25 protein-coding genes are annotated in these 19,293 nt (G+C 36.6%); 9 read left to right on the plus strand and 16 right to left on the minus strand.

Features of this window, described 5'->3' with window-relative positions; translation table 11 throughout:
- Positions 1-10: 10 nt before the first annotated feature.
- From O3640_RS08130 to O3640_RS08195, 14 genes are all read right to left on the minus strand, one after another.
- On the minus strand, positions 11-427 hold the full coding sequence (locus O3640_RS08130) for a conjugal transfer protein (RefSeq protein ID WP_223344500.1): 417 nt from the start codon (positions 425-427) through the stop codon (positions 11-13).
- Position 428: 1 nt separating this feature from the next.
- Positions 429-656 (minus strand): hypothetical protein, encoded by a 228-nt coding sequence (locus tag O3640_RS08135; RefSeq protein ID WP_223344498.1) that lies wholly within the window; start codon positions 654-656, stop codon positions 429-431.
- 17 nt (positions 657-673) lie between these two features.
- A complete protein-coding gene (locus tag O3640_RS08140) occupies positions 674-1,666 on the minus strand; it encodes a conjugal transfer protein (RefSeq protein ID WP_223344497.1) in 993 nt (330 codons plus the stop codon).
- A 9-nt stretch (positions 1,667-1,675) separates the two neighbouring features.
- On the minus strand, positions 1,676-2,227 hold the full coding sequence (locus tag O3640_RS08145; protein ID WP_008809678.1) for a hypothetical protein: 552 nt from the start codon (positions 2,225-2,227) through the stop codon (positions 1,676-1,678).
- Positions 2,228-2,233: 6 nt separating this feature from the next.
- Positions 2,234-2,686, minus strand: coding sequence for an LPD11 domain-containing protein (locus O3640_RS08150; protein ID WP_223344496.1), 453 nt, complete (start codon positions 2,684-2,686; stop codon positions 2,234-2,236).
- A 9-nt stretch (positions 2,687-2,695) separates the two neighbouring features.
- Positions 2,696-3,082 (minus strand): hypothetical protein, encoded by a 387-nt coding sequence (locus O3640_RS08155; protein WP_061596963.1) that lies wholly within the window; start codon positions 3,080-3,082, stop codon positions 2,696-2,698.
- Positions 3,060-4,292, minus strand: coding sequence for a replication initiation factor domain-containing protein (locus O3640_RS08160; RefSeq protein WP_371586832.1), 1,233 nt, complete (start codon positions 4,290-4,292; stop codon positions 3,060-3,062). The genes O3640_RS08155 and O3640_RS08160 overlap by 23 nt, the downstream gene beginning before the upstream one ends.
- 211 nt (positions 4,293-4,503) lie before the next feature.
- The gene (locus tag O3640_RS08165; RefSeq protein WP_008809674.1) at positions 4,504-6,144 is read right to left on the minus strand and encodes an FtsK/SpoIIIE domain-containing protein; all 1,641 of its coding nucleotides are present in this window, start codon (positions 6,142-6,144) and stop codon (positions 4,504-4,506) included.
- 6 nt (positions 6,145-6,150) lie between these two features.
- Entirely contained in the window at positions 6,151-6,561 is a 411-nt protein-coding gene (locus O3640_RS08170) for a DUF961 family protein (protein WP_008809673.1), read from the minus strand.
- A gap of 35 nt (positions 6,562-6,596) precedes the next feature.
- Positions 6,597-6,911, minus strand: a complete 315-nt coding sequence (locus O3640_RS08175) for a hypothetical protein (RefSeq protein ID WP_008809672.1) — start codon at positions 6,909-6,911, stop codon at positions 6,597-6,599.
- Positions 6,912-7,032: 121 nt separating this feature from the next.
- Positions 7,033-7,260, minus strand: a complete 228-nt coding sequence (locus O3640_RS08180) for a hypothetical protein (RefSeq protein WP_008809671.1) — start codon at positions 7,258-7,260, stop codon at positions 7,033-7,035.
- 4 nt (positions 7,261-7,264) lie between these two features.
- A complete protein-coding gene (locus O3640_RS08185; RefSeq protein WP_020992746.1) occupies positions 7,265-7,495 on the minus strand; it encodes a hypothetical protein in 231 nt (76 codons plus the stop codon).
- A gap of 84 nt (positions 7,496-7,579) precedes the next feature.
- Complete coding sequence (locus O3640_RS08190; protein WP_008809670.1) at positions 7,580-7,858, minus strand: type II toxin-antitoxin system YafQ family toxin; 279 nt, start codon at positions 7,856-7,858, stop codon at positions 7,580-7,582.
- On the minus strand, positions 7,859-8,131 hold the full coding sequence (locus O3640_RS08195) for a type II toxin-antitoxin system RelB/DinJ family antitoxin (protein WP_020992747.1): 273 nt from the start codon (positions 8,129-8,131) through the stop codon (positions 7,859-7,861).
- Between the two features lie 158 nt (positions 8,132-8,289).
- Here O3640_RS08195 and O3640_RS08200 point away from each other — a divergent pair, with 158 nt between their 5' ends.
- From O3640_RS08200 to O3640_RS08210, 3 genes are all read left to right on the plus strand, one after another.
- The gene (locus O3640_RS08200) at positions 8,290-9,024 is read left to right on the plus strand and encodes a hypothetical protein (RefSeq protein WP_008809668.1); all 735 of its coding nucleotides are present in this window, start codon (positions 8,290-8,292) and stop codon (positions 9,022-9,024) included.
- A gap of 771 nt (positions 9,025-9,795) precedes the next feature.
- Complete coding sequence (locus O3640_RS08205) at positions 9,796-10,158, plus strand: helix-turn-helix domain-containing protein (RefSeq protein WP_008809667.1); 363 nt, start codon at positions 9,796-9,798, stop codon at positions 10,156-10,158.
- A gap of 6 nt (positions 10,159-10,164) precedes the next feature.
- On the plus strand, positions 10,165-11,016 hold the full coding sequence (locus O3640_RS08210) for an ImmA/IrrE family metallo-endopeptidase (protein WP_008809666.1): 852 nt from the start codon (positions 10,165-10,167) through the stop codon (positions 11,014-11,016).
- 26 nt (positions 11,017-11,042) lie between these two features.
- Here O3640_RS08210 and O3640_RS08215 read toward each other — a convergent pair whose 3' ends face one another.
- Positions 11,043-11,390 carry a hypothetical protein gene (locus O3640_RS08215; protein WP_008809665.1) on the minus strand — a complete coding sequence of 116 codons (348 nt, stop codon included), beginning with the start codon at positions 11,388-11,390 and terminating at the stop codon, positions 11,043-11,045.
- Between the two features lie 430 nt (positions 11,391-11,820).
- Here O3640_RS08215 and O3640_RS08220 point away from each other — a divergent pair, with 430 nt between their 5' ends.
- Genes O3640_RS08220 through O3640_RS08230 form a run of 3 tightly spaced genes read left to right on the plus strand, consistent with a single transcriptional unit; the run spans position 11,821 to position 13,997 of the window.
- Positions 11,821-12,453: a GyrI-like domain-containing protein gene (locus O3640_RS08220; protein WP_008809664.1), complete on the plus strand. Its 633-nt coding sequence runs from the start codon at positions 11,821-11,823 to the stop codon at positions 12,451-12,453.
- Between the two features lie 10 nt (positions 12,454-12,463).
- A complete protein-coding gene (locus O3640_RS08225) occupies positions 12,464-12,988 on the plus strand; it encodes a PadR family transcriptional regulator (protein ID WP_008809663.1) in 525 nt (174 codons plus the stop codon).
- 31 nt (positions 12,989-13,019) lie between these two features.
- Complete coding sequence (locus O3640_RS08230) at positions 13,020-13,997, plus strand: BtrH N-terminal domain-containing protein (RefSeq protein WP_371586833.1); 978 nt, start codon at positions 13,020-13,022, stop codon at positions 13,995-13,997.
- Positions 13,998-14,199: 202 nt separating this feature from the next.
- On the opposite strand, the gene O3640_RS08235 is transcribed toward O3640_RS08230, so the two are convergent.
- Positions 14,200-15,582, minus strand: coding sequence for a PLP-dependent aminotransferase family protein (locus O3640_RS08235; protein ID WP_008809661.1), 1,383 nt, complete (start codon positions 15,580-15,582; stop codon positions 14,200-14,202).
- A gap of 88 nt (positions 15,583-15,670) precedes the next feature.
- On the opposite strand from O3640_RS08235, the gene O3640_RS08240 reads away from it, so the two are divergent.
- The 3 genes from O3640_RS08240 to O3640_RS08250 all read left to right on the plus strand — a co-directional run bounded on the left by O3640_RS08240 (position 15,671) and on the right by O3640_RS08250 (position 19,261).
- Complete coding sequence (locus O3640_RS08240) at positions 15,671-17,029, plus strand: MATE family efflux transporter (RefSeq protein ID WP_268723147.1); 1,359 nt, start codon at positions 15,671-15,673, stop codon at positions 17,027-17,029.
- 2 nt (positions 17,030-17,031) lie between these two features.
- On the plus strand, positions 17,032-18,000 hold the full coding sequence (locus tag O3640_RS08245) for an alcohol dehydrogenase catalytic domain-containing protein (protein WP_008809659.1): 969 nt from the start codon (positions 17,032-17,034) through the stop codon (positions 17,998-18,000).
- Between the two features lie 367 nt (positions 18,001-18,367).
- A complete protein-coding gene (locus O3640_RS08250) occupies positions 18,368-19,261 on the plus strand; it encodes an alpha/beta hydrolase (protein WP_008809658.1) in 894 nt (297 codons plus the stop codon).
- Positions 19,262-19,293 lie beyond the last annotated feature (32 nt).

A 19,293-nucleotide genomic window follows, 5' to 3' on the forward strand; every position in this document is an offset into this window, starting at 1 on the left:
TAACCTCCTTCTATAAATCTGTTTTTTCAAAGACAATTTCTTCCTCCTCATAGGTCTTCACTCTATCTTTATGGTAAATAGCATTGCGATTTAAACGAAAATCAATCACGTATCGGATATAATCAATTAAGAAAATGTGCATTTTCTTGCCTTGTGGCTCGTATTCGGTGTAAAATCTAGCCAGTTTGTAAGGAATATACCAGTACAGATAAAGTGAGATAGAATGGGTTAATTTGACTAAAGGAAGAAAAAGGGAGCTAAAAACAGTCAACATTAAGATGAGTACAAGAATAAAGACAATAAAAAAGGAAAGTTGCATTGGCGTTGCAAAATACCAAATGCGTTTTCCCTTTTGTGTTTTTATCTCTTGAATCCAGTAGGGAGCATTTATCCCCCTAGCGTAATCATACAGTTTTTCATCTTCCATATCAGAGCCCCGTTTCAATACCAAAGAGACGAAGGAACCAACCAAAGAAGCTAAGTAATTGTCGTCCTCCTCCTGTGAGAGAAGCAATCACGGCATAGAAGACTAACGTAGTAAAGAGTTTACCCCAAGAGCTGTTTCTCCATGCAATGATAATCAAAATAATAGCACCAAAAGTAATAAACCAGAATCCATCACCTTGTAGCCATGTTTGTAAATTTGATGAAGTCATATATTAAAATCTCCTTTTTATTTTTTTGTTTCTGTATAGTTAGCAGGAATGGTATGATTTAATTTTTCAACGTAATAAGACTTTCCTTTTTCGGACAGGGTGAAAGTGAAGTTTTCAGCATGCGTTGTGCCTGCTACTTCAAAAGTAGCTTGAACATAGGCAATGATATTCTTATCTGTTGAGGTATAATAAGAAAAATCCAAGGTTTTAAAGGTTGTCTCTTTTACAACCGTTAGTTGATGAGCGACTAAGTCCAAGTTGTCTTGGTCAGTAGTATAGTTAGTGAAGAAGACATGGAGAAACTTGTCTAGTTTTTTCTTTGTCTTATCCGAAACATTATCTGACTGATTGAGTTTGAGTTGATTATCCTTGTTTATCTTGTCTGCTTGGTCGTCCGCAAGACTAGAAAACCAAGGCAAGCCCGTTACATAATATCCCTTATCTGTTTTGGCATAAGGGATATTAAAAGCGGTGATTACTTCTTGTTCTTCCGTCTTATCGCCATTTTTAACGGTTTGTTTATAATGCACTTCATAGGTCGCAACATTATCTTGAATCATCAGCAAACGTGACCAATCAAGTTGACTAGGATTTTTGACTTGACCCTGTGCTTGAATATCTGGCTCTGTACCATAAAAACTATTTAGCTTCTTGGCTTGTTCAGCTTGACCGTCCGAATCACTAGGAATAGTGAAATAACAAGCTACAAAGTCATTTAGATAATATTGCAAGCGATTGTCTATTTCAGAAGTAGTAGCTTTACTAGTGGAACTGGACTTATTAGATGAGATTGTTTTTTCAAGGTTTGTCACCTTACTGGATAAAGTCATGGCTCGAATACCTCCTAGCAAACCAACAAACAAAATAAAAGCCAATCCTGACAGAACGGCAAGGTTGACTGTTTTCTTATTGACCGTAGCTAGCTTAGGTTTTCCTTTCTTTTTAGGGCGTTTAGAAAACTGTCCGAGATAGCTTTTTAATTGATGATAAATAGATTTTAGTTTATCCATATTTCCTCCTTACTGATTTGCCAGCTCAATCAATTTATTTGCTTTAGCATATAATTGCTTGTGAAGTTTATTGATTTCACCGTTGACATAATAGTAACCTGAAAGCTCTTTGCGGACAGGTTCCACAAAGCCGGCAGTCAAGTTTTGGGCTTCTTCTGTTTTTAAAAGTCCATTTAATTCACCAGCTTTTGTCCATGCTTCCTTGTCTTTGTGGGCTTTCATTAGCTCTCCCAGCTCAACTAAAACTGCTTTGATTTTCTTTTCAAGTGTTGCTTGTGTTGCCATTTGTATTTCCTCCATAAATTGATTGTTATTTTCTTGGAATAATTGGTGGAATAGCAGAATTAAGTCTGATTTCATTTTACAATCAAAATCTACTACCTCACCTTTTAGATTAAAATAAGCATATTCATAGGTTCGCTTATCTCCCTCATCAGAAATATTTCTAGCAAAAGTGCTATAGAAGTAGTCTTTTTCTTTCATCAAGCTAACAAAGACTTTCCAAATTTCGTTGCGATTAGGAAGATAAGTAAATCCTTCATACATTTTTTTGATAAGCATAGGTCTTTAGAGATATTTTCTTTGTTCCATCTTTTTTTCGTATTCGAGAATTTCTTCCCAAGTCAGCCATTCAGGTTTTTCTCCTTGGGGAAACTTTTTCCATATTTTTTTCATTTCTGCGATTTGGGCTTCGACATTATCTGCCCACAGCCTATTTTCATCCCCATTCCCATTTCCTAAATAATAATTACAGTCTTCTTGTAGTCTGCCTAACATCATATAGTCAAAATGAAAGGGGTTCTGTCTATTTTGATAACTCCGAAGGAAGTCTTTTAGTTCGTAGAATGTCAAATACCCGTCCAGTCCATAACCAAAAGTATCTACTCCGTCTACAAAGACTTCTTTTTCAAACGTTTCATCTACTCCAATTTTAGATAGAGACATAGGATTGAAAGGCGGTGGGAATTGTGCTTTTTGTCCCGTTACGGTATTGGTAATGGTAATCGTTGCTTGTGTCATGGTTCCTCCTTATAAAACAAATTGTGCATAGCCTGTCTGTACGAGTATTTCTGCTACCCACCTGACATTTTCACTCATCTTTTTAAGTGGCTTGGTGGTCAATTCATCAAAAAAAGGCTGTCTAGCCTCTTGTCTAGTCGCCTTTTTAATTGCATTTTTACGGTGGTCTTCGTCTTGAAAGTTTCTATCTCGGAATAAGTCAATGTATTTCAATTCAGAATCTTTCTTTGGTTCTCTATACAAGAGCCCCCAAAAGTCTATCAAATCTTTTACCAAGTCAACATCATAGAAAGACAAGTGAAGTTCCTCATAATCGATTGGAAAAGACTTAGTTTGAATGGGACGATTGAATTTGTCAGGGATATTGATAGGCTTATATCTGTCCAATGATGACATTAAAATCTACTCCGTTTCGTTCGCAAATTTCTTCAGCTAGTTTGGTATGATTGTTACTCAAATAAGCTTCCGAAATGATTTCAGAAAGTTCATCTGTTTGATAAACCATATCTACTATTTTCAGCAGTTTTAAAGCACTGGAAACTTGCTTAGTGACCCAGTGCTTTGTCCTTGAATAGTCGATTTGACGGGGACGTGTGACAAATTTAAACCCTTCTTGTGTTCCTAGCAGGTTATCCCACTCGCTATCATAGTTACCCTGCCAATCTTTCACTTCAAAATAGTTATTTAAGATTCTAGCTCCGATTTTTGTTAAGTCCGTTTCCAGCGTGTACCATTCTTCCAAAATATCAAATGCTTTGGTATCATGAAGTTCAATTTCATAACGGTTTTTGAAATTATAAGCTTCATGGATATAGTCAACAGACACATCTTTTAGGAGCGCCTGTTCGTAGTCTTTTTGATAAAAGCGAATCATGAGACTAGATTGACGGCTGCCAAAGTTTAGGGTTAAGCCTTGATTGACAAAGCGATTTTCTACTTTTTTCAAGCCCTCAATAGCAGTAAAGGTACGAAGTTTTCGCATGATAATTTTATTGTCAAAAATACGTGCCTTTATATCAAACAAATCAAGGTTGCCAGTTTTTTTATAGAGTTCATCAAGAGCAATATCAAAGCGAGGAAAGGCTAGAAAATCTTCTAGGGTTCTATCTTTTCGTTCTTGTTCCGCAAAGAGAAAGACATCATGAAGGAAAGAAAACCAATCCCGCCCTTGTTGCAGGAGTAGTAATTCAAGCTCTCTACAACCCGTCCCTGTTAAATCAATGAGCGTTCCAGCTTCCGTTTTTTTCTCGGAATCGGAATAAAGAACACGGATAGAGCCATAGGTTACCATATTTGAATAACTGTAGAGACTTTTTTCTTCATGAAAGAAGTCAGCGGGCTTTAACTGCAAAACCTGTATAATGACCGCTTTAAAATCTAGAGTTTTAAACCGAATTTTGAGCCAGTCCACGGTACTTTCTAGTTTTGTTTCAGATTGACGATTTAAGAACTGAAAGAGAGAGTTTTCAAATTCCTTTGTCATTTTTCGCTGTCCCTGCTCGATGTTGCGGTAATTGTAGTAGCTATATCCGATAGTATCCGCCATTTTCCGCTGGGTAAAACCTAACTCCAGCCTAATACGCTTTAAATCCGTATTGCTTATCAATCTGTTTAACCTCCTTTTGTGTTCATTCTAGCGGTGTCTAGGAACGGGCAAGCTAACAGTCTTTTTAGGGCTTGTGTTAGTTTTAACCCCCCTATTAGTATCGGGTGGTTAAGCCCTTTTGGGGCGTGCCTACGGCACACCCCAAAGCGCCAAACTTGTCAGCTCGGTCGGGCAGGTCGGACGGGCTACGCCCTGACCTTGACCTTCGTGCCTACGTTGGCTCGGTAGATGTAAAATGCTCTAAGACGACCTGTTTATAAGATAAGCCTGATTGTTCCTTTTCCGTTAGTAGTTCCTCCAATAGGCTAATATCCGCCCTATCTAGCATAATGCGATTCTCTGCCCTTGTAAATGTATAGTCCTGTTCTTCTATATATTTGACAAGATTTCGTAGCGTTGAAACGGATATTTCAGCGTCTTCCGCAAATGTATTGAGAGATAGTAGTTTATCCTCTGTTTCTTCCGTTTCAACTGTGTTAGGTAGATGATTAGCAGGTTGGTTGATTGCCAAAGGGTCTTCAAGAGGAGGCAACTTTTTAAACTCATCAAAGAAAGAAAAACCGTCATCAAGTGGTACAAGAGGAGAATAAAATTCTCTAGCGATTTCTCCGCCGTTGGCGATATAGCCACGACCAGAAATTTCTTCTCCGTCAATCTCATCTATTTTCTTGAAAAGTTTATTTGCATTAGCGTCCCCGAACATCATCTTATAGCCAACGTCTTCTAAGTGACCGACTGAAATTCGCTTCATGAATTGGTCACGCAAAGAGGTTTTTAGATATTCCCCGTCAGGTCTTTGCATAGCAGAAATCATATAAACCCCTGATTGACGACCTTTTAGAATTAACTCGGTTAGATACTCAATAAAGGCACTAGCAGAAGCATAGTCTCGCTCTAGTTTAGCAGCTAAAGCAGCTAGTTCATCAATGATGATAAAGCGAGGCTTCAAACCATAGGCAAAATATTTTTTCCCTGCTTGATAATCAGACTGACTTGTCATGTAATCAAAGCGCCTATCCATCTCCTGCTCCGCTTCTTTGAGGCAATTCAGCATATCTTCTTTCTCCCAGAAAACACGTCCTTTAAATACAGGGATATTTTTTAAGCCGACAAAATCCGAACGTTTGGGGTCAAGGATTTCAACATAACCAATTTGAGCTAAAATCCAGACTAAAACCATAATAAGAATGGTTTTACCTCCACCAGTCCCACCACCGATTAGCAAGTGTGGGTGTTTATCAAAATCCCAATAGACACCTTTCATAAGGCGGATTCCCTTATCTGTCATCTTCACATCAAAGATAGACAAGCGCCCTGAAAATTGGTCAATCGCAATGGTATAAGAGACGTAGCCGTTGGTAAATTGCTTATTCATAAAATCCCCGTCAAACATAATTTCTAGAGATTTTTCAAGGGATATAAAGCGTTCTTGAAATCGGCTTCCTTGAAGCTGAAAGGTCACGGTGACACTAAAGCGGTCACGTTTGAGATACACTTTAGGCAAGCTTGTTCGTTCAATAAATCCTTTTTCTGTTTTGATTTTCTTGACCAGCACTAAGTTATTTTCTATCAAAAAGTGGGAAATAATTCGCAAGCTATCTAATCGACTAAAAAAGAGTAACTTCTGGTAACAAATCGCTTGAAGAAGAAGCAGAAGGAGTATGACTATTAAAAGACTTACTCCTAAGCCAATTCCATAAGGAAGGGGAGATTGTTGAAGCTGAACCTGATGAGTGTAAATAAAAAAGCCAAAACCAATTAGGAATGGCAGTAAAAAAATAAAGAAGGTTGTTCTTCTAATCTTTTCATGATATTTTTTGACACGAACACCACGATAGGTGAACAGCTTCATGGCTTATCACCCTTCCTTTTTAGCTTCAGGTTTATTGGGCAGGGACACATCTTTGGCACGGATTTTTACCCCGCTTGATACGATACGATTACCGTTAATGATTTCTGTATTTGTCCAGAAACGAGCAGTTGGAGCAACTAGAACCACTTCATCATTGTAGTTCTTTTCAGCGGTCATTTGGGCTACCTTTGCTTCAGGCGGAACAGTCACTGTAATATCCCCATTCACGGCAGAAGAATAGAGCTTGACGTCCACTTCTTCCACAAGGTCTGTTTCCCGACGTTTTTCTTCACCTGTTGCTTCATCCACATAGTCTTCCCATTTTTTGTGAAGAATCGTTTCTAGAAAGTTCAGTGTTCCTAGTGTTTTTTCAGTATCAAATGTTTCAATTACATCAGTCGCATATTTTACAGTCATATTTATTCTCCTTTATTTAGCTATTTTCTAGGTTTTTATTTTGTTTTAATAATCCGCATTTCTTCAGCTACAAAGACATTTTCACGTTTTCGTTTTCCTCCAAAGCGGAAGTTGCGGCGCTCAATTGCAATCCCACGAGGGAAGACAATTTTTTGACGACCTTCAGGGACATCTGACATTTTAAAGCCTTCTACAATCAAGAAAGCGGATGGCTCTTTACGGCTTGAGATTTCAAAGACACGATAAGAGACAGGGTTATAGTCATTGGCACGAATTTCTTCCATACCTGATACAAAGACCTCGTTTCCAAGGACAGTATTTTGGTCAACATAAACTTTTGTAATTTCCATTGATTTTTACCTCATTCATTTATTTTTCAGACCTTTTCATGACTTGTCTAGGTCAATTTTAAGTAATAATTGGTTCAAGTTTTAGTGATTTGGTGCTCTTACTCTAGTCATTTCTATCTCCTCATATTCCTAGATAGGCTTTTTTGACTTTGCATTGAAAAGCATTCTTACAGTCCAGAAGCTTTTTAGCAAATCGGTCATGGGTATCATGGCGCAAAAAAAGACTGTCCATTTCACCTAGGCAGTCTTGGTAGCAGGCTTCACGACGTGAAGAATCATAACTATAAATTTTAAGAGAGAAAAGAAATTTTTCATAAATCTGTTGAAACCGTTCTTCAAAGTAACTCATCTATTTAACCTCCATTCATCATGTAATAGTGTTGTACTTTAAATTTGTAGTGATTTTTCCATTGTACTAGGGGATAAAGTGGCAATTCTAGCTTTCGGTAATGTTCAAATAAGGTATCTATCCTTTCTAAAATCTGATAAAGTAAGAGTTTTTGGTGGTATTCATCAGGATATATTTTTAAAGAAAAAACGAAGCTTTCATAGATTCGTTGAAAACTTCGTTCATAATAGTTCATATCAGTCCTCCTTTTTAAGATTTTAACTGTTTCATCAGCTTAAAAGAGTAGAAAACAAAAAAGACAGCTCACAAAGAACTGTCTTTACATCTTAAACAAATCTGCATGACTGCCTGTATCGGCTAAAGTAAGGGTTAGAATATCGTCTTCAATCAGATAAATCAAGAGCCAATCGGGTTTGATATGGCATTCCCTAAAGCCGACGAAGTTCCCCTTCAATTCATGGTCACGGTATTTTTCTTCGAGTGTCTGCCCTAGGCGAAGTTTTTCAATGACTTCATCTAGCAGGGCTATATCTAAGCCTCGTTTTTTTATTCGTTTATAGCTCTTTTTGAAAGCAGAGGTAAACTTGACTTGATACATTTAGGCTTCCAGAGCTTTCTTTAAATCTTCCATATTGTCATAGGAGGCTACAGAACTATCACGAGAAATCCGTTTCGCTTCAGCAATAGCTTCGAGTGTTTTTGCATTGTAGTTTGGTACTTCCACCGCAAAAGGAATCCCTCCACGTAAGACACATTGGCGAAGAAAAATGTTGACTGCGCTGGACATATCCATGCCCAAATCATTAAATAATGAAGTTGCTTGCGCTTTTACGGTCTCATCAATCCGAATTTGAGTTGGTACAGTTGCCATCAGCGTCACCACCTTTCATTATTTATTGTAATACGTTTAGTTTACATTGTCAATCGTTTGTATTTGTTTTGGATGTTTTCTACTCTTTTAAGCAGGAATCATCTGTTTAAAAGAGTAGAAAAAGTGATATAATAAAATAAAAATTCAGGAGGTTTTCTATGCCTATTGATTTTTCAACCATGCTACCTTATGATATTGACTACATTGATTTAATGAAGCACTTTGAAACATTTCCAATATTTGATAATCGAAATCTTCAAAAAAATCACCTTAATAAATGGAAAACAGTATTAAAAAGTGCTGATTCCAAAATTCGTAAAATCTTCAAGAATCCTAAGAAATTAAAAGATATTCTAGATATTGTTATGACAGAAGAATCCTTTCAACAAGTTACTCATTTTGGTAAGAATACAGTAATTCTTAATTTTACTATTGCACCTCTTGTCAAACTAGCTGAACAAAATAAGCAAAATGCCATAGAAATCCCATTAACTTATTTTGAAAAATCTAGGGAATTTGTTACTTGGACACCTATTTCACAAACAGATAATAGAAGTCTTAAAGTCCTACCTATTTTATTAACCCATTTTTACAATGCCAGAACATTTGGTTTTCTTCTTATTGACGGGAATCATCGAGTATCACAAGCTATTAAAAATCATGATAAAACAATTGAGGCCCTAATTTTTGACCCAAGATACATGCTAAATGATAATATTTTTAGAAGTGAATTCGACAAATTATTCTTCATCTTTCAAAATGAACTCTACTACCTATCTCATTGTAAAAAGCAACATCAAATGAAAGACAAAGAACTTTTATCACGCTCTTATCTAACAAATTTTGAATTTAACTTTTTAGATGTAATGCCTGACCTAAAGATTTGGATTTGAACTAATAAATCCTTTCCCTTGACCAACTTTACCCATGACCAGAATGTGGGGATTGGTATAAGGTTTTTGACAATTTTCTTTATCTACTTTAGGTTTATAAAAAACTATCTTTTTCAACATATACCTCACTTTCTATAAACAAAAAAGCGAACTAACATTAGCTCGCATACAGTTATTCACCTTTTTCTATTCTTCTAAACAGGAAATCCCTGTTTAGGGTGTGCTCATATCGTCGCACACTCATATTTTGTCACTATTCTATAGTTGTACTTGTACAATCTCTGTAGTATGTACATCTCACTTCACTATAGATTAGCTTACCGCCTATGCTTACCCCAGCAGAACTAGTCTTACCTGTCAGCATTTCCGACGCTACCAGCGCCAGCAGTTCCCCTTTGTTATTCGGTCAAGAGGGGCAAAAAGCCGAGTGCGTGAGATAACTCCAAAGGATTTTTGTGTTTATCTACTCCAACCTCCTTGACTTTTTGCGATAAAACCGTTACAATAATAGTTGCTAAACAATATTGTGTGTTGGTCGACTAAGTTTTCGTGAGGTTGTCTGACGCACTTTTTTATTCAATTTTCAAAGGACAAATTCAACTATTTTGCTAAATTGCCTTGTCTATTCTTTATCGAAGGTAATTTCACTTTTAGGTCAAGTCTAGCAAAATTATTATATAGTCAACTGACTATATTTATATTATATAGTCTTGTGACTATATTGTCAAGAGTTTTTTGTAAAAAAAGAAATTTCTTTAAAGAGGTACAAAAATGTTCCCTGAACGCTTAAAAGCTCTGCGTTTAGAAGCCAATCTGACACAAAACGATATAGCTAAAAGTTTAAATATATCGCAACCTTCATATGCCCAATGGGAAAATGGACGAAGAAAACCATCTTCAGAAACATTAGAAAAGTTTGCGCAGTTTTATAATGTTTCGACAGATTATCTTTTAGGTAAATCTGACTACAAAAATTCAGATGAAATTGACTTATCAACGTTTGAAGTTCTGTATCGGAAAACTTCTAAAAATTTATCTGATGAAGAGAAAAAAATACTAGAAGAAGATTTGAGAGAATTTCTGTTAGAGAGAGAAAAAGCCATTAAGGCTATGAATAAAGAAAAGAAAGACTGATGTTTCGTGCAAAGAATTTACTTTAATGTTTGGAATCGTGTCAAACAAACACTTTATCCATTCATGAAATTAAATAAAGTACATCCTCTTTATTATACCTTTCAGGATTACTTCAATTATGAAGTCAACAAGAAAAATATACTGGTTATTCCTCACCATATCCGAATAGATATAGCAGGTTTTAATATCAATGATGATGTTTTAACGATTTCCTATCAAGATAGCGATTCTATCAATCGTCAAAATTTCACAAAATGTCATGAATTAGGACACATCTTATTAAATCACAGTGGGCGAGTATTCACTGATTTTCATGATGATTCTTTACAAGAAAGAGAAGCCAATTTTTACTCAGCTTTTCTCTTAATGCCTGATATTGTGCTTCTAACTAAGATTTTTTATCAGCAAATGGCTTTTCAAGAGGTAGAAACAGCATTACAAGTTTCTGGACAAGCTCTTAAAACTCGTTTGACGGACTTCTTAAATTTTGAATTAGACATCAATAGATTATCTGCAAGACAAATTGTAGAAGATTATTTAACTAGAAAAAATAAACATATTATCGGTTATTTCAATCAAGTGAAAGACTATATCATCTCTGATTACAATGGATTTGAACCTAGTGCAGTAGAAAAATTTAAATATTTAATGAATCAGTCAAATTTTATTTCAGACATTGACTTACCAGAATTAGCAGATAATCAATTGATTTCTTTGGTAAAACAATGCTATCCCAAATTCAAAGTTTGGGGAATATATGAGAAAGGGAAGTCAATTAGCTATGCTTGGAATCCAAAGCAAATGACAGAAGCAGAAGCTAAACGACATGCAAAGCTCCTTTTAATAACAAAAAAATGACTTAGAGAAAATTTTCTAAGTCATTTTTATTTATCATATCCATATTTCTTCAGAGCTTTTTTATAGGCCTCACTACCTTTTTTATAATAATCTCGTTTAACACCTGTTAGATTAGCTGTAAATATACCATCTTTATAAGTATAATCATTGGTTGTTCCCGATGATGTTTTATAATTTTTCTTATCCGTATCTAAAGTAATGCTATATCCACCATCGCTATTAACAGTTCCCTTGTTATTGTCAATGGTTAGAACTAGGTCATTGCGAACATCATCAATCCAATAATACTCTCCATTTAAACTATCTTGTTTGGAGCAAGAAATCAAAAATAGAGCAGCCATACCTAAAAACAACAAAGTAAATAGTTTTTTCATTGTGAGAAACCTCCTTTCGTAATATTATACTAGAAGAATGTTACAAACATATTCTACATTTGCGAAAATTATTAGTAAAACATAAGATATTGCATACAGTTTGGCAGGTAGAAAAGCCTATTTTGACAATAATTTAAAACAAAGTGATGAATTTGAGAAGGCTCTAGGTCTAGTAGTATTAGCAGTTAAATATCTTGACCCACAGACCAAATCAACGCAGGTATCACAGTTCAGACTGATGCTTGAAAAGAACGAGGGGGAATTGGAAGATTGTAAAATAAGTGGTCTTTATAGTGTCAGTGTGACAACTTTTTAGTGGGCACATTGATTACTAATTTTCACTTTTCTTGACAAAACTATATTCTAGTGTTAGAATATAGTTGATTAATATTCTAACACTAGAATAAAATTAACAAAAGGAGAAAATATCATGGCATTTGATTTCAAAAAAGAGTTGAAGGAACTTTATCCGACAAAGACTAATCCAATGATTGTCAAGGTTCCTAAAATGAACTTTTTGGCAGTTCGGGGACAAGGTGATCCTAATGAAGAAGGTGGCGAATATAAGCAAGCTATCAGTTTACTTTATCCGCTGGCCTATGCCATTAAAATGAGCAAGAAGACAGATTACCAGATGGACGGTTATTTCGATTTTGTTGTCCCACCTTTGGAAGGATTCTGGTGGCAAGAGGGAGTCACAGGTGCTGACTACAATCGTAAGAGTGATTTTCATTTTATCGCCATTCTTCGCTTACCTGATTTTGTCAGTAAGGAAGATTTTGACTGGGCAGTCGCGCAAACGACCGTCAAGAAGAAAATAGATTTTTCTAAGGTTGAATATTTTACCTATGATGAGGGGTTGTGTGTTCAATGTCTGCATATCGGTTCCTACAATGACGAGCCTGCAACAGTTGAACGCATGCATGCTTACATGGAGGAAGAGGGATATCAACTGGATATTACCGATGAACGTATGCACCATGAAATCTATATTGGTGATGTCCGTAAAGTGGCGCCAGATAAGCTAAAAACAATTATTCGTCATCCCATCAAAAAGAAGTAGGGAGTAAAAAATGAGCATTAAGACATCTTTAACAGAAGAGTTGATTCTAGGACTATTGGCAGAGCAACCTAGACATGGTTATCAAATTGAAAAGCTAATTGAAGACAGGGAGATGAGGCGGTGGACCGAGGTTGGTTTCTCTTCGATTTACTATGTCCTTGATAAACTGGAGAAAAAAGAGCTTGCTAAAAGTGCACCAGCAAAAGGAAAGGAGAAAAAAGAGTATGCCATTACAGACTTAGGACTAACAGTTTTGGCAGAAAAAACCAAACAGCGTTTGCTAGAGCGCCAACCAGCCAATTCACATTTCATGACTGCCTTGGCTAATAGTCAAAATATGTCACCAAAGGATTTGTTACAAGCTTTCAAGGCACGTAAGAAAGTTTTAGAAGAGGACTTGCAGGTCTTGAAATTACAAGAAGTAAGGGAAGGTTTTGCACCGCGCTCTGCCCAGCAATTATTCAGTTTAGGCATGACCATGCTCCAAGCAGAATTAAATTGGTTAGAATCTGAAATAGAGGATTTGCAACTATAATGAAATTTGAAAATTTTTCAGAGGATAGTATATGAAGTTAGATATAAAACCGTTCATAGGACAGCATTGTGAATCTACCGCAACAGGAACTCTCTTGAACCAACTTGGTATTGAATTAAGTGAGCCGATGTTATTTGGTTTAGGAGAAGGTCTGGGATTTGTTCTATGGAATATGAAAACCATGAATATGCCATTCATAGGTGGGAGAATTAAACCTGATTTACTGACACAAAATATAGCAAAAAATTTAGGATTAAAACTTGAGGTAAAAGAAACTTCTTCAAAGGATAAAGCATGGAAATCTGTCAAAGGATTATTAGATAGAGGTAAGGCGGTTGGTCTAAAATTAGATTGCTACCACTTGGAATATTTTACTAATCCAATCCATTTTGCAGGGCACTATGTTGCTATAATTGGATATGATGACAAAGATGCTTTTTTAGTAGATACTGCCCAACAAGGAGGTGAAGTGATAACTTCTCTAAAAAGTTTAGAGCAGGCACGGAGTGAAAAAGGTTCTATGTCGTCTAAGAATTTGTTTTATACAATTGAAAAGGGAAAAGAACTAATACCCTTAAAGGAAGCTATCATGAAAGCAATTCATAGCAATGCAGTAACCTACTTAAATCCAGCAATAAAGAACTTAGCATATAAAGGTATTTATAAAACAAGTGATGAAATCCTCAAATGGTTTAATAATTCAAAGAGTATTGAAGAAGATCTTAAGATGACTGCCATGTTAATGGAAAGGGCAGGAACAGGTGGTGCAATATTTAGAAATTTATATCGCGATTTTCTAGAAGAGGCATATACTATAACAAATAATTACAATATTAAAACAGCTTATTTGGATTTTATAGAGATTGCCAAGAATTGGGAGACGATTATTGCTATATTCAAAAAAATATCTGATACTAAAGACAGATATTATATTTTAGAAGCTTCAGAAATGATGAAGAAAATCTCGGTACAGGAAAAGGAAGCTATGTATATATTAGCAAATTTCTAGTAATACAAGATAATTATTTATGTTATTTTCTTCATGATAGCGCAGTGATCTCATGCTGATATTTGTTAAATCTGAGACTTCCCCAATTTTCATAAGTCTTCCTCCTGTTGTTTCGTCTATTATACAGCTTGACATCATGTGAAGGTCAATAAAAAATTTCTCTTTTTAAAGAAAACTTAAGGAGCATTTTGGGATTCTTATACTATGCAAGAGGCAGCAGCTTTTTTAGTAACTTAAGGCCTTGTTCTAACTCTTCTGTTGTATCTGGTGAACAGGTGGCTACACGAAGAAATGATTGTTCTGTTGCTCCTCCTACCAGAAAGCGTTCTGCACATAAAATTTCCACACCGTTTTTCTTGGCCAATTCTTCAAAGTCATACCCATTTATGTGCTCAGGCAAAGGCAGCCATTGAAATAAAACGTAAGGATTGGCAGCAGCTGATTTTGGAAAATACTGACGGTACAAAGCATTGCGTTCTTGAGCTAATGCTTTTTTTCTTTCAATAACCTCATCGGCTTTACCGCTGACAATTAGCTCGCTGACGATATTAGCATTAAGCAAGGGGATATGAGTGTTAAGAGTGTCAGCAGTTTTTGTAAATTGAGGCTGCAAATGATTAGGAACAACCATATACGCCACACGCAGACCGGAAAATAGAGACTTAGACAGTCCATGAATGTAAATCGTATGTTGGGGAATGAGCTGAACAAAAGGTGGTGTATCTTTAGCATTTATAAAAGCATAGGTATCATCTTCTATCAGCAGCAGCTGTTTTTTGACAATAAGCTCTGCTAACTGTTTTCGGCGCTTCATGGACAGGCTGACAGCGGTTGGATTATTAGAGGTCGGAACCAAATAAAGGGCCTTGAGTTTCTGCTGTTTGAGTGTTTTTACTAAATCTTGAATGAGTATTCCTTCTTTGTCACTTTTTAAAGGCACCAGCTCAATCTGGAATTGATTAGCAAGAGCTATAAAATTTGTATAGGTAAAAGTGTCTACTCCAATTTTATCGCCAGCTTTAAAGAGAGTCAAAAATGCGATGACTAAAGCGTTCTGGGTGCCATCAGCCAGCAAGATATTGTCAACAGAAGTTTGAACTTGAAATTTTTGCAGCCAGTTTTGAGCAGTAATTTTTTGCTTTTGCTCCTGTTCCGTTTGACCGGCATCAAATTCAAACAGCTGATCAACTGATTGGCTCTGCATCAATTTTCTAGATACATCGGATACGATATGATTCAGTTGATAATAGGAGCATAAGACACTGAGACGGATACAAGTCTCGTCCTTTTTAAAGGCTGATAAAGGAAGAGGAGGCTGAGATGAGACAAAAGTCCCCTTGCCAATTACGGCATGAATGAGCCCCTTTTGCATGCAAATTTTAAATGCTCTTGTGACAGTGCTTAAATTAATGTCCAAAAAATCTGCCAATTCTCGCTGTGGCGGAAGCTGAGTTCCAAAAGGTAAGCGTCCTGCCCTGATGTCTTGTTCCAAGAGTTGGGCTAAATGAAAATACAGGGGTGTTTTTAGTAAATTTCTGTCAGGCTTCCAAGTCATAGGGTAATTTTCAAACGAATTAATAGACATAGGCTCTCCTTAAATTGTCTGTCATACAATCTTATCGGTCCTCGTCAAAGAGTTTTCCTTTATAATAATTGTATGGATTGTATGCTTTATTATATCATTTTTAAAGGAGTTTAAAATGACTGACCTAACAAAGGGAAGTGAATTAAAAGGGCTTTTTGTTTTTGCTCTCCCTATTTTCTTAGGAAACTTATTTGAGCAGCTTTATAATGTTACAGATACTGCTATCGTTGGTAATTTTTTAGGGGCTGAAAAACTTGCAGCTGTCGGTTCTAGTACTCAAATAGTGGCGCTGACAGTCTCAGTATCTACAGGGATGTCTATTGGTGCAAGTGTTATTATTTCCCAACTTTATGGCGCTAAAAGAAATCAAAATATGAAAGAGGTCGTTGACACAAACCTTATTTTTATCTGCTTGTTTTCTTTCTTTTTAATGATCTTTGGCCTACTTTACTCTCCTGTTTTTTTAGAGCACTTAAATGTTCCAGCTGGTTTGTTATCCGATGCAAATGCTTATTTACAGACTATTTTGTTAGGTTTGCCCTTCCTTTTTGCTTATAATACTCTAGCCAATGTTTTAAGAGGTTTGGGGGATTCTAAAACACCGACTTTTATTTTGATTAGTTCAGTTTTTCTAAATGTTTTGTTAGACGTTATTTTTATAAAAATTTTTACTTACGGTGTTATCGGCGCTGCTCTAGCGACTGTACTTGCACAGGGATTTTCCTTTGTGGTCTGTTTGTGCTATATGTATAGGTATTATCCTAAATTAGCTCCTAATCTTCGTCATTTAAGGTGGAAAGTCAATATTTTAAAAACTTCTTTGGCTATCGGGCTTCCTGCCATGTTACAGCAAATTTTTATCAGTTTAGGTTTTTTGGTTATCCAATTTTTAGTTAATGGTTTTGGAGCAAATGCGATTGCTGCTTATACTGCCGCTTCCAAAGTGGATGCTTTTGCAGAAATGCCTGCTATTAATTTAGGTCAGGCTCTTATGAATTTTACAGCTCAAAATAAAGGAGCAGGTGAACAAAAGCGGATTGCAAAAGGTGGTAAGAGCGCTTTAATAATAAGTTTGGGGCTTTCGATTGCTATTTCTGCACTTATTTACAGTTTTGCTCCTCATTTTATTGCTATTTTTAATCATCAGAAGGCAATTGTTCAGATTGGAAAAGGCTATTTACGAATTGTATCTATTTTTTACTTTGTTTTTGGCGCTATGCAGGTGTTGAATGGTCTATTACTGGGATATGGGAAATCCCTATTGCCATTAATTGCTTCTGTCACTACCTTTTGTCTGTTGCAGGTTCCGTTAGCTGTCTGCTTATCCCATACAGAACTAGGTTTTAACGGTATCTGGTTAGCAGCCCCTTTTGGATGGTTTGCAGGCTTCTTAATGAGATTAATTTATTTTATTAGTATCTCAAAATATGTTGAGAGAAAGGAGTAGAAATGAAAGCAGTTTACGTTTATGAGCAGGGAGACCCTTCAGTCATCCAAATTGGTGATTTGCCTGTCCCAGAGGTGATACCTAAAACAGTTCTCATCAAAGTTTTGGCAGTTTCGGTCAATTATGTTGATACCTTTATTCGCTCGGGACTCTATCAGACCCAGTTGCCTCAACCTTATATTCTCGGTCGGGATGCTGTTGGCGAGGTGGTCAGCGTTGGTGATGACGTTAGCCAATTTGCCGATGGTGATTTAGTCTGGACCAATAGTATGGGTTATGATGGCAGGCAGGGAGTTACTAGTGAGTATGCTTTAATCCCGGCAGAAAGGCTTTTCTCAGTTCCTGAAGGAGCCGATCCAGTAAGACTCATTGGAGCTGTTCACTCTGCTGCGACTGCGGCCATCGTTTTGCAGGATGTTATGCAGCTGGCAAGAGGTCAAACCTTATTAATTGAAGGGGCAGCAGGCCATGTAGGCAGCAAACTGCTTTGTCTTGCCCATGAAGCAGGTGCAAAGGTTGTTACTACCTCGAATTGTAAGGACTTTTCAAAATTGCGGGAAAGTGGGAGTTCTGCCTGCTTTGATTACCATGATGACAGGCTTTTTCAGAAGCTGACAGAGCAATTTTCAACAGGTTTTGATCATATTATTGACACTTCTGGGGAGATAGCTTTACAGACTAATATTGATTTACTGGCTTTAAAGGGTGTCATAACCCTCATAACAGCTCCTCGGATGAGTGCCTTTGATGCCCAGCAACTCTATATGAACTGTCAGCAAATCAAAGGTTTTGTTATCAGTCAGGCCAGTTTAAGTCAGTTGCAAATGGCAGGAAGACTTTTGAATAAAGCCTTTAAGGACAACTTGCTTTTAGAAGATGATATTGTTATTAAATCATTTGACGAGGCAGCAGAGGCCCACCGATTACTGGATAATAAAAAAGAAAAGCGAAAAATTGTCTTAGTACCGTAGCAACTGAGGATATCAAAAGCTCGGGAAAAAGAAATCATATTATGATGTGCCACCTATCCCAATAGCTCAGTGGGTGGGAGTAAGACTTGTTGGCTATGCCAAGACCCCTTTCCCTTGCACAGTTTATTAGGTGCTTTAGCACCAATGAACCACTGCTGGCTGGCCTTGCTTTGCCTGTCAGCAGTTAGCATCACTTGCCTAAAATTCTAGTCGCTTTTTACGCCCTTTGTATCTTGTGATTGAACACGGGCTAAAAACCTAGTAAAAAAGACAGAGCTCCTTGAGTCTTTGCAGACTCTCCGTCACTCTCCTATTTTTATTTGGTTTTCTTTACGCCCTTTTGTATCTTAGTTAAAGGAGAATTCTCATGAAAATTAACACATATGAACTTTGGTCAGGAGCTGATAAAAGCTCGGTTACTTATACAGCCTACTTAGTGGAGGAAACGCCAGATATTAAGAATCATAATCCACGCCCAGCTGCGATTATCTGCGGTGGGGGCGGTTTCTTTAAAATAACAGACCGGGAGAAGGAACCAGTAGCGCTTTATTTTCTTAATAAAGGCTTTCAAGCTATCACGCTTGATTATACAGTTGGCAAAGATAGTAGCTACCCGACTCCCCTTTATGATCTAGCGAAAATGCTGTTAGTAACAAGAGAAAAAGCGCAGCAATGGAATATTGATCCAGATAAAATTATTCTTATTGGCTTTTCTGCAGGTGCTACTCACTGCGCTTCCTTGGCTAATCGCTGGAATGAGTCTATTTTGCAAGACTATTTTAACTATCCAAAGGAAAAAATAAGACCAACTTTAGTAATTTTATCTTATCCCTTATTAGACTTCAGCTATCAATATGATAGTGTTGTGGCGGATCCAGATAATCAGCGGCCAACAAAATTATCTCCCATGCCCAAGCTAGACTTTTTAACTGGGGCTCTGAAAACGGTCGTGGGCAAAGAGCTAATCAGAGAAAATCTGCAAGAACACAGCCCGATAGAACATATTTCCGCAGATACCGTTCCCACTTTCATTTGGGGTATGCAAAATGACGACTGCATCTATAACAATGCTCTCTTGGACTATGCAAAAAAACTAAAAGATAATGCTGTTTTATATGAATTGCACATGTTTGCGATGGGAGAACACGGTTTATCTGTCATTAATCAAAATACACAGACAGAATTTTCAGACTATAAAGAGTTAGCAATTTGGAAAAAATTGTGTATAAACTTTATCAATCAGGTATTAGACTTAAATTAAAGAATATCAAAAAACGAGACTTTGCATACATC

The sequence above is a fragment of the Streptococcus sp. 27098_8_75 genome (genome assembly GCF_041432475.1).
GTDB lineage: Bacteria > Bacillota > Bacilli > Lactobacillales > Streptococcaceae > Streptococcus > Streptococcus gordonii.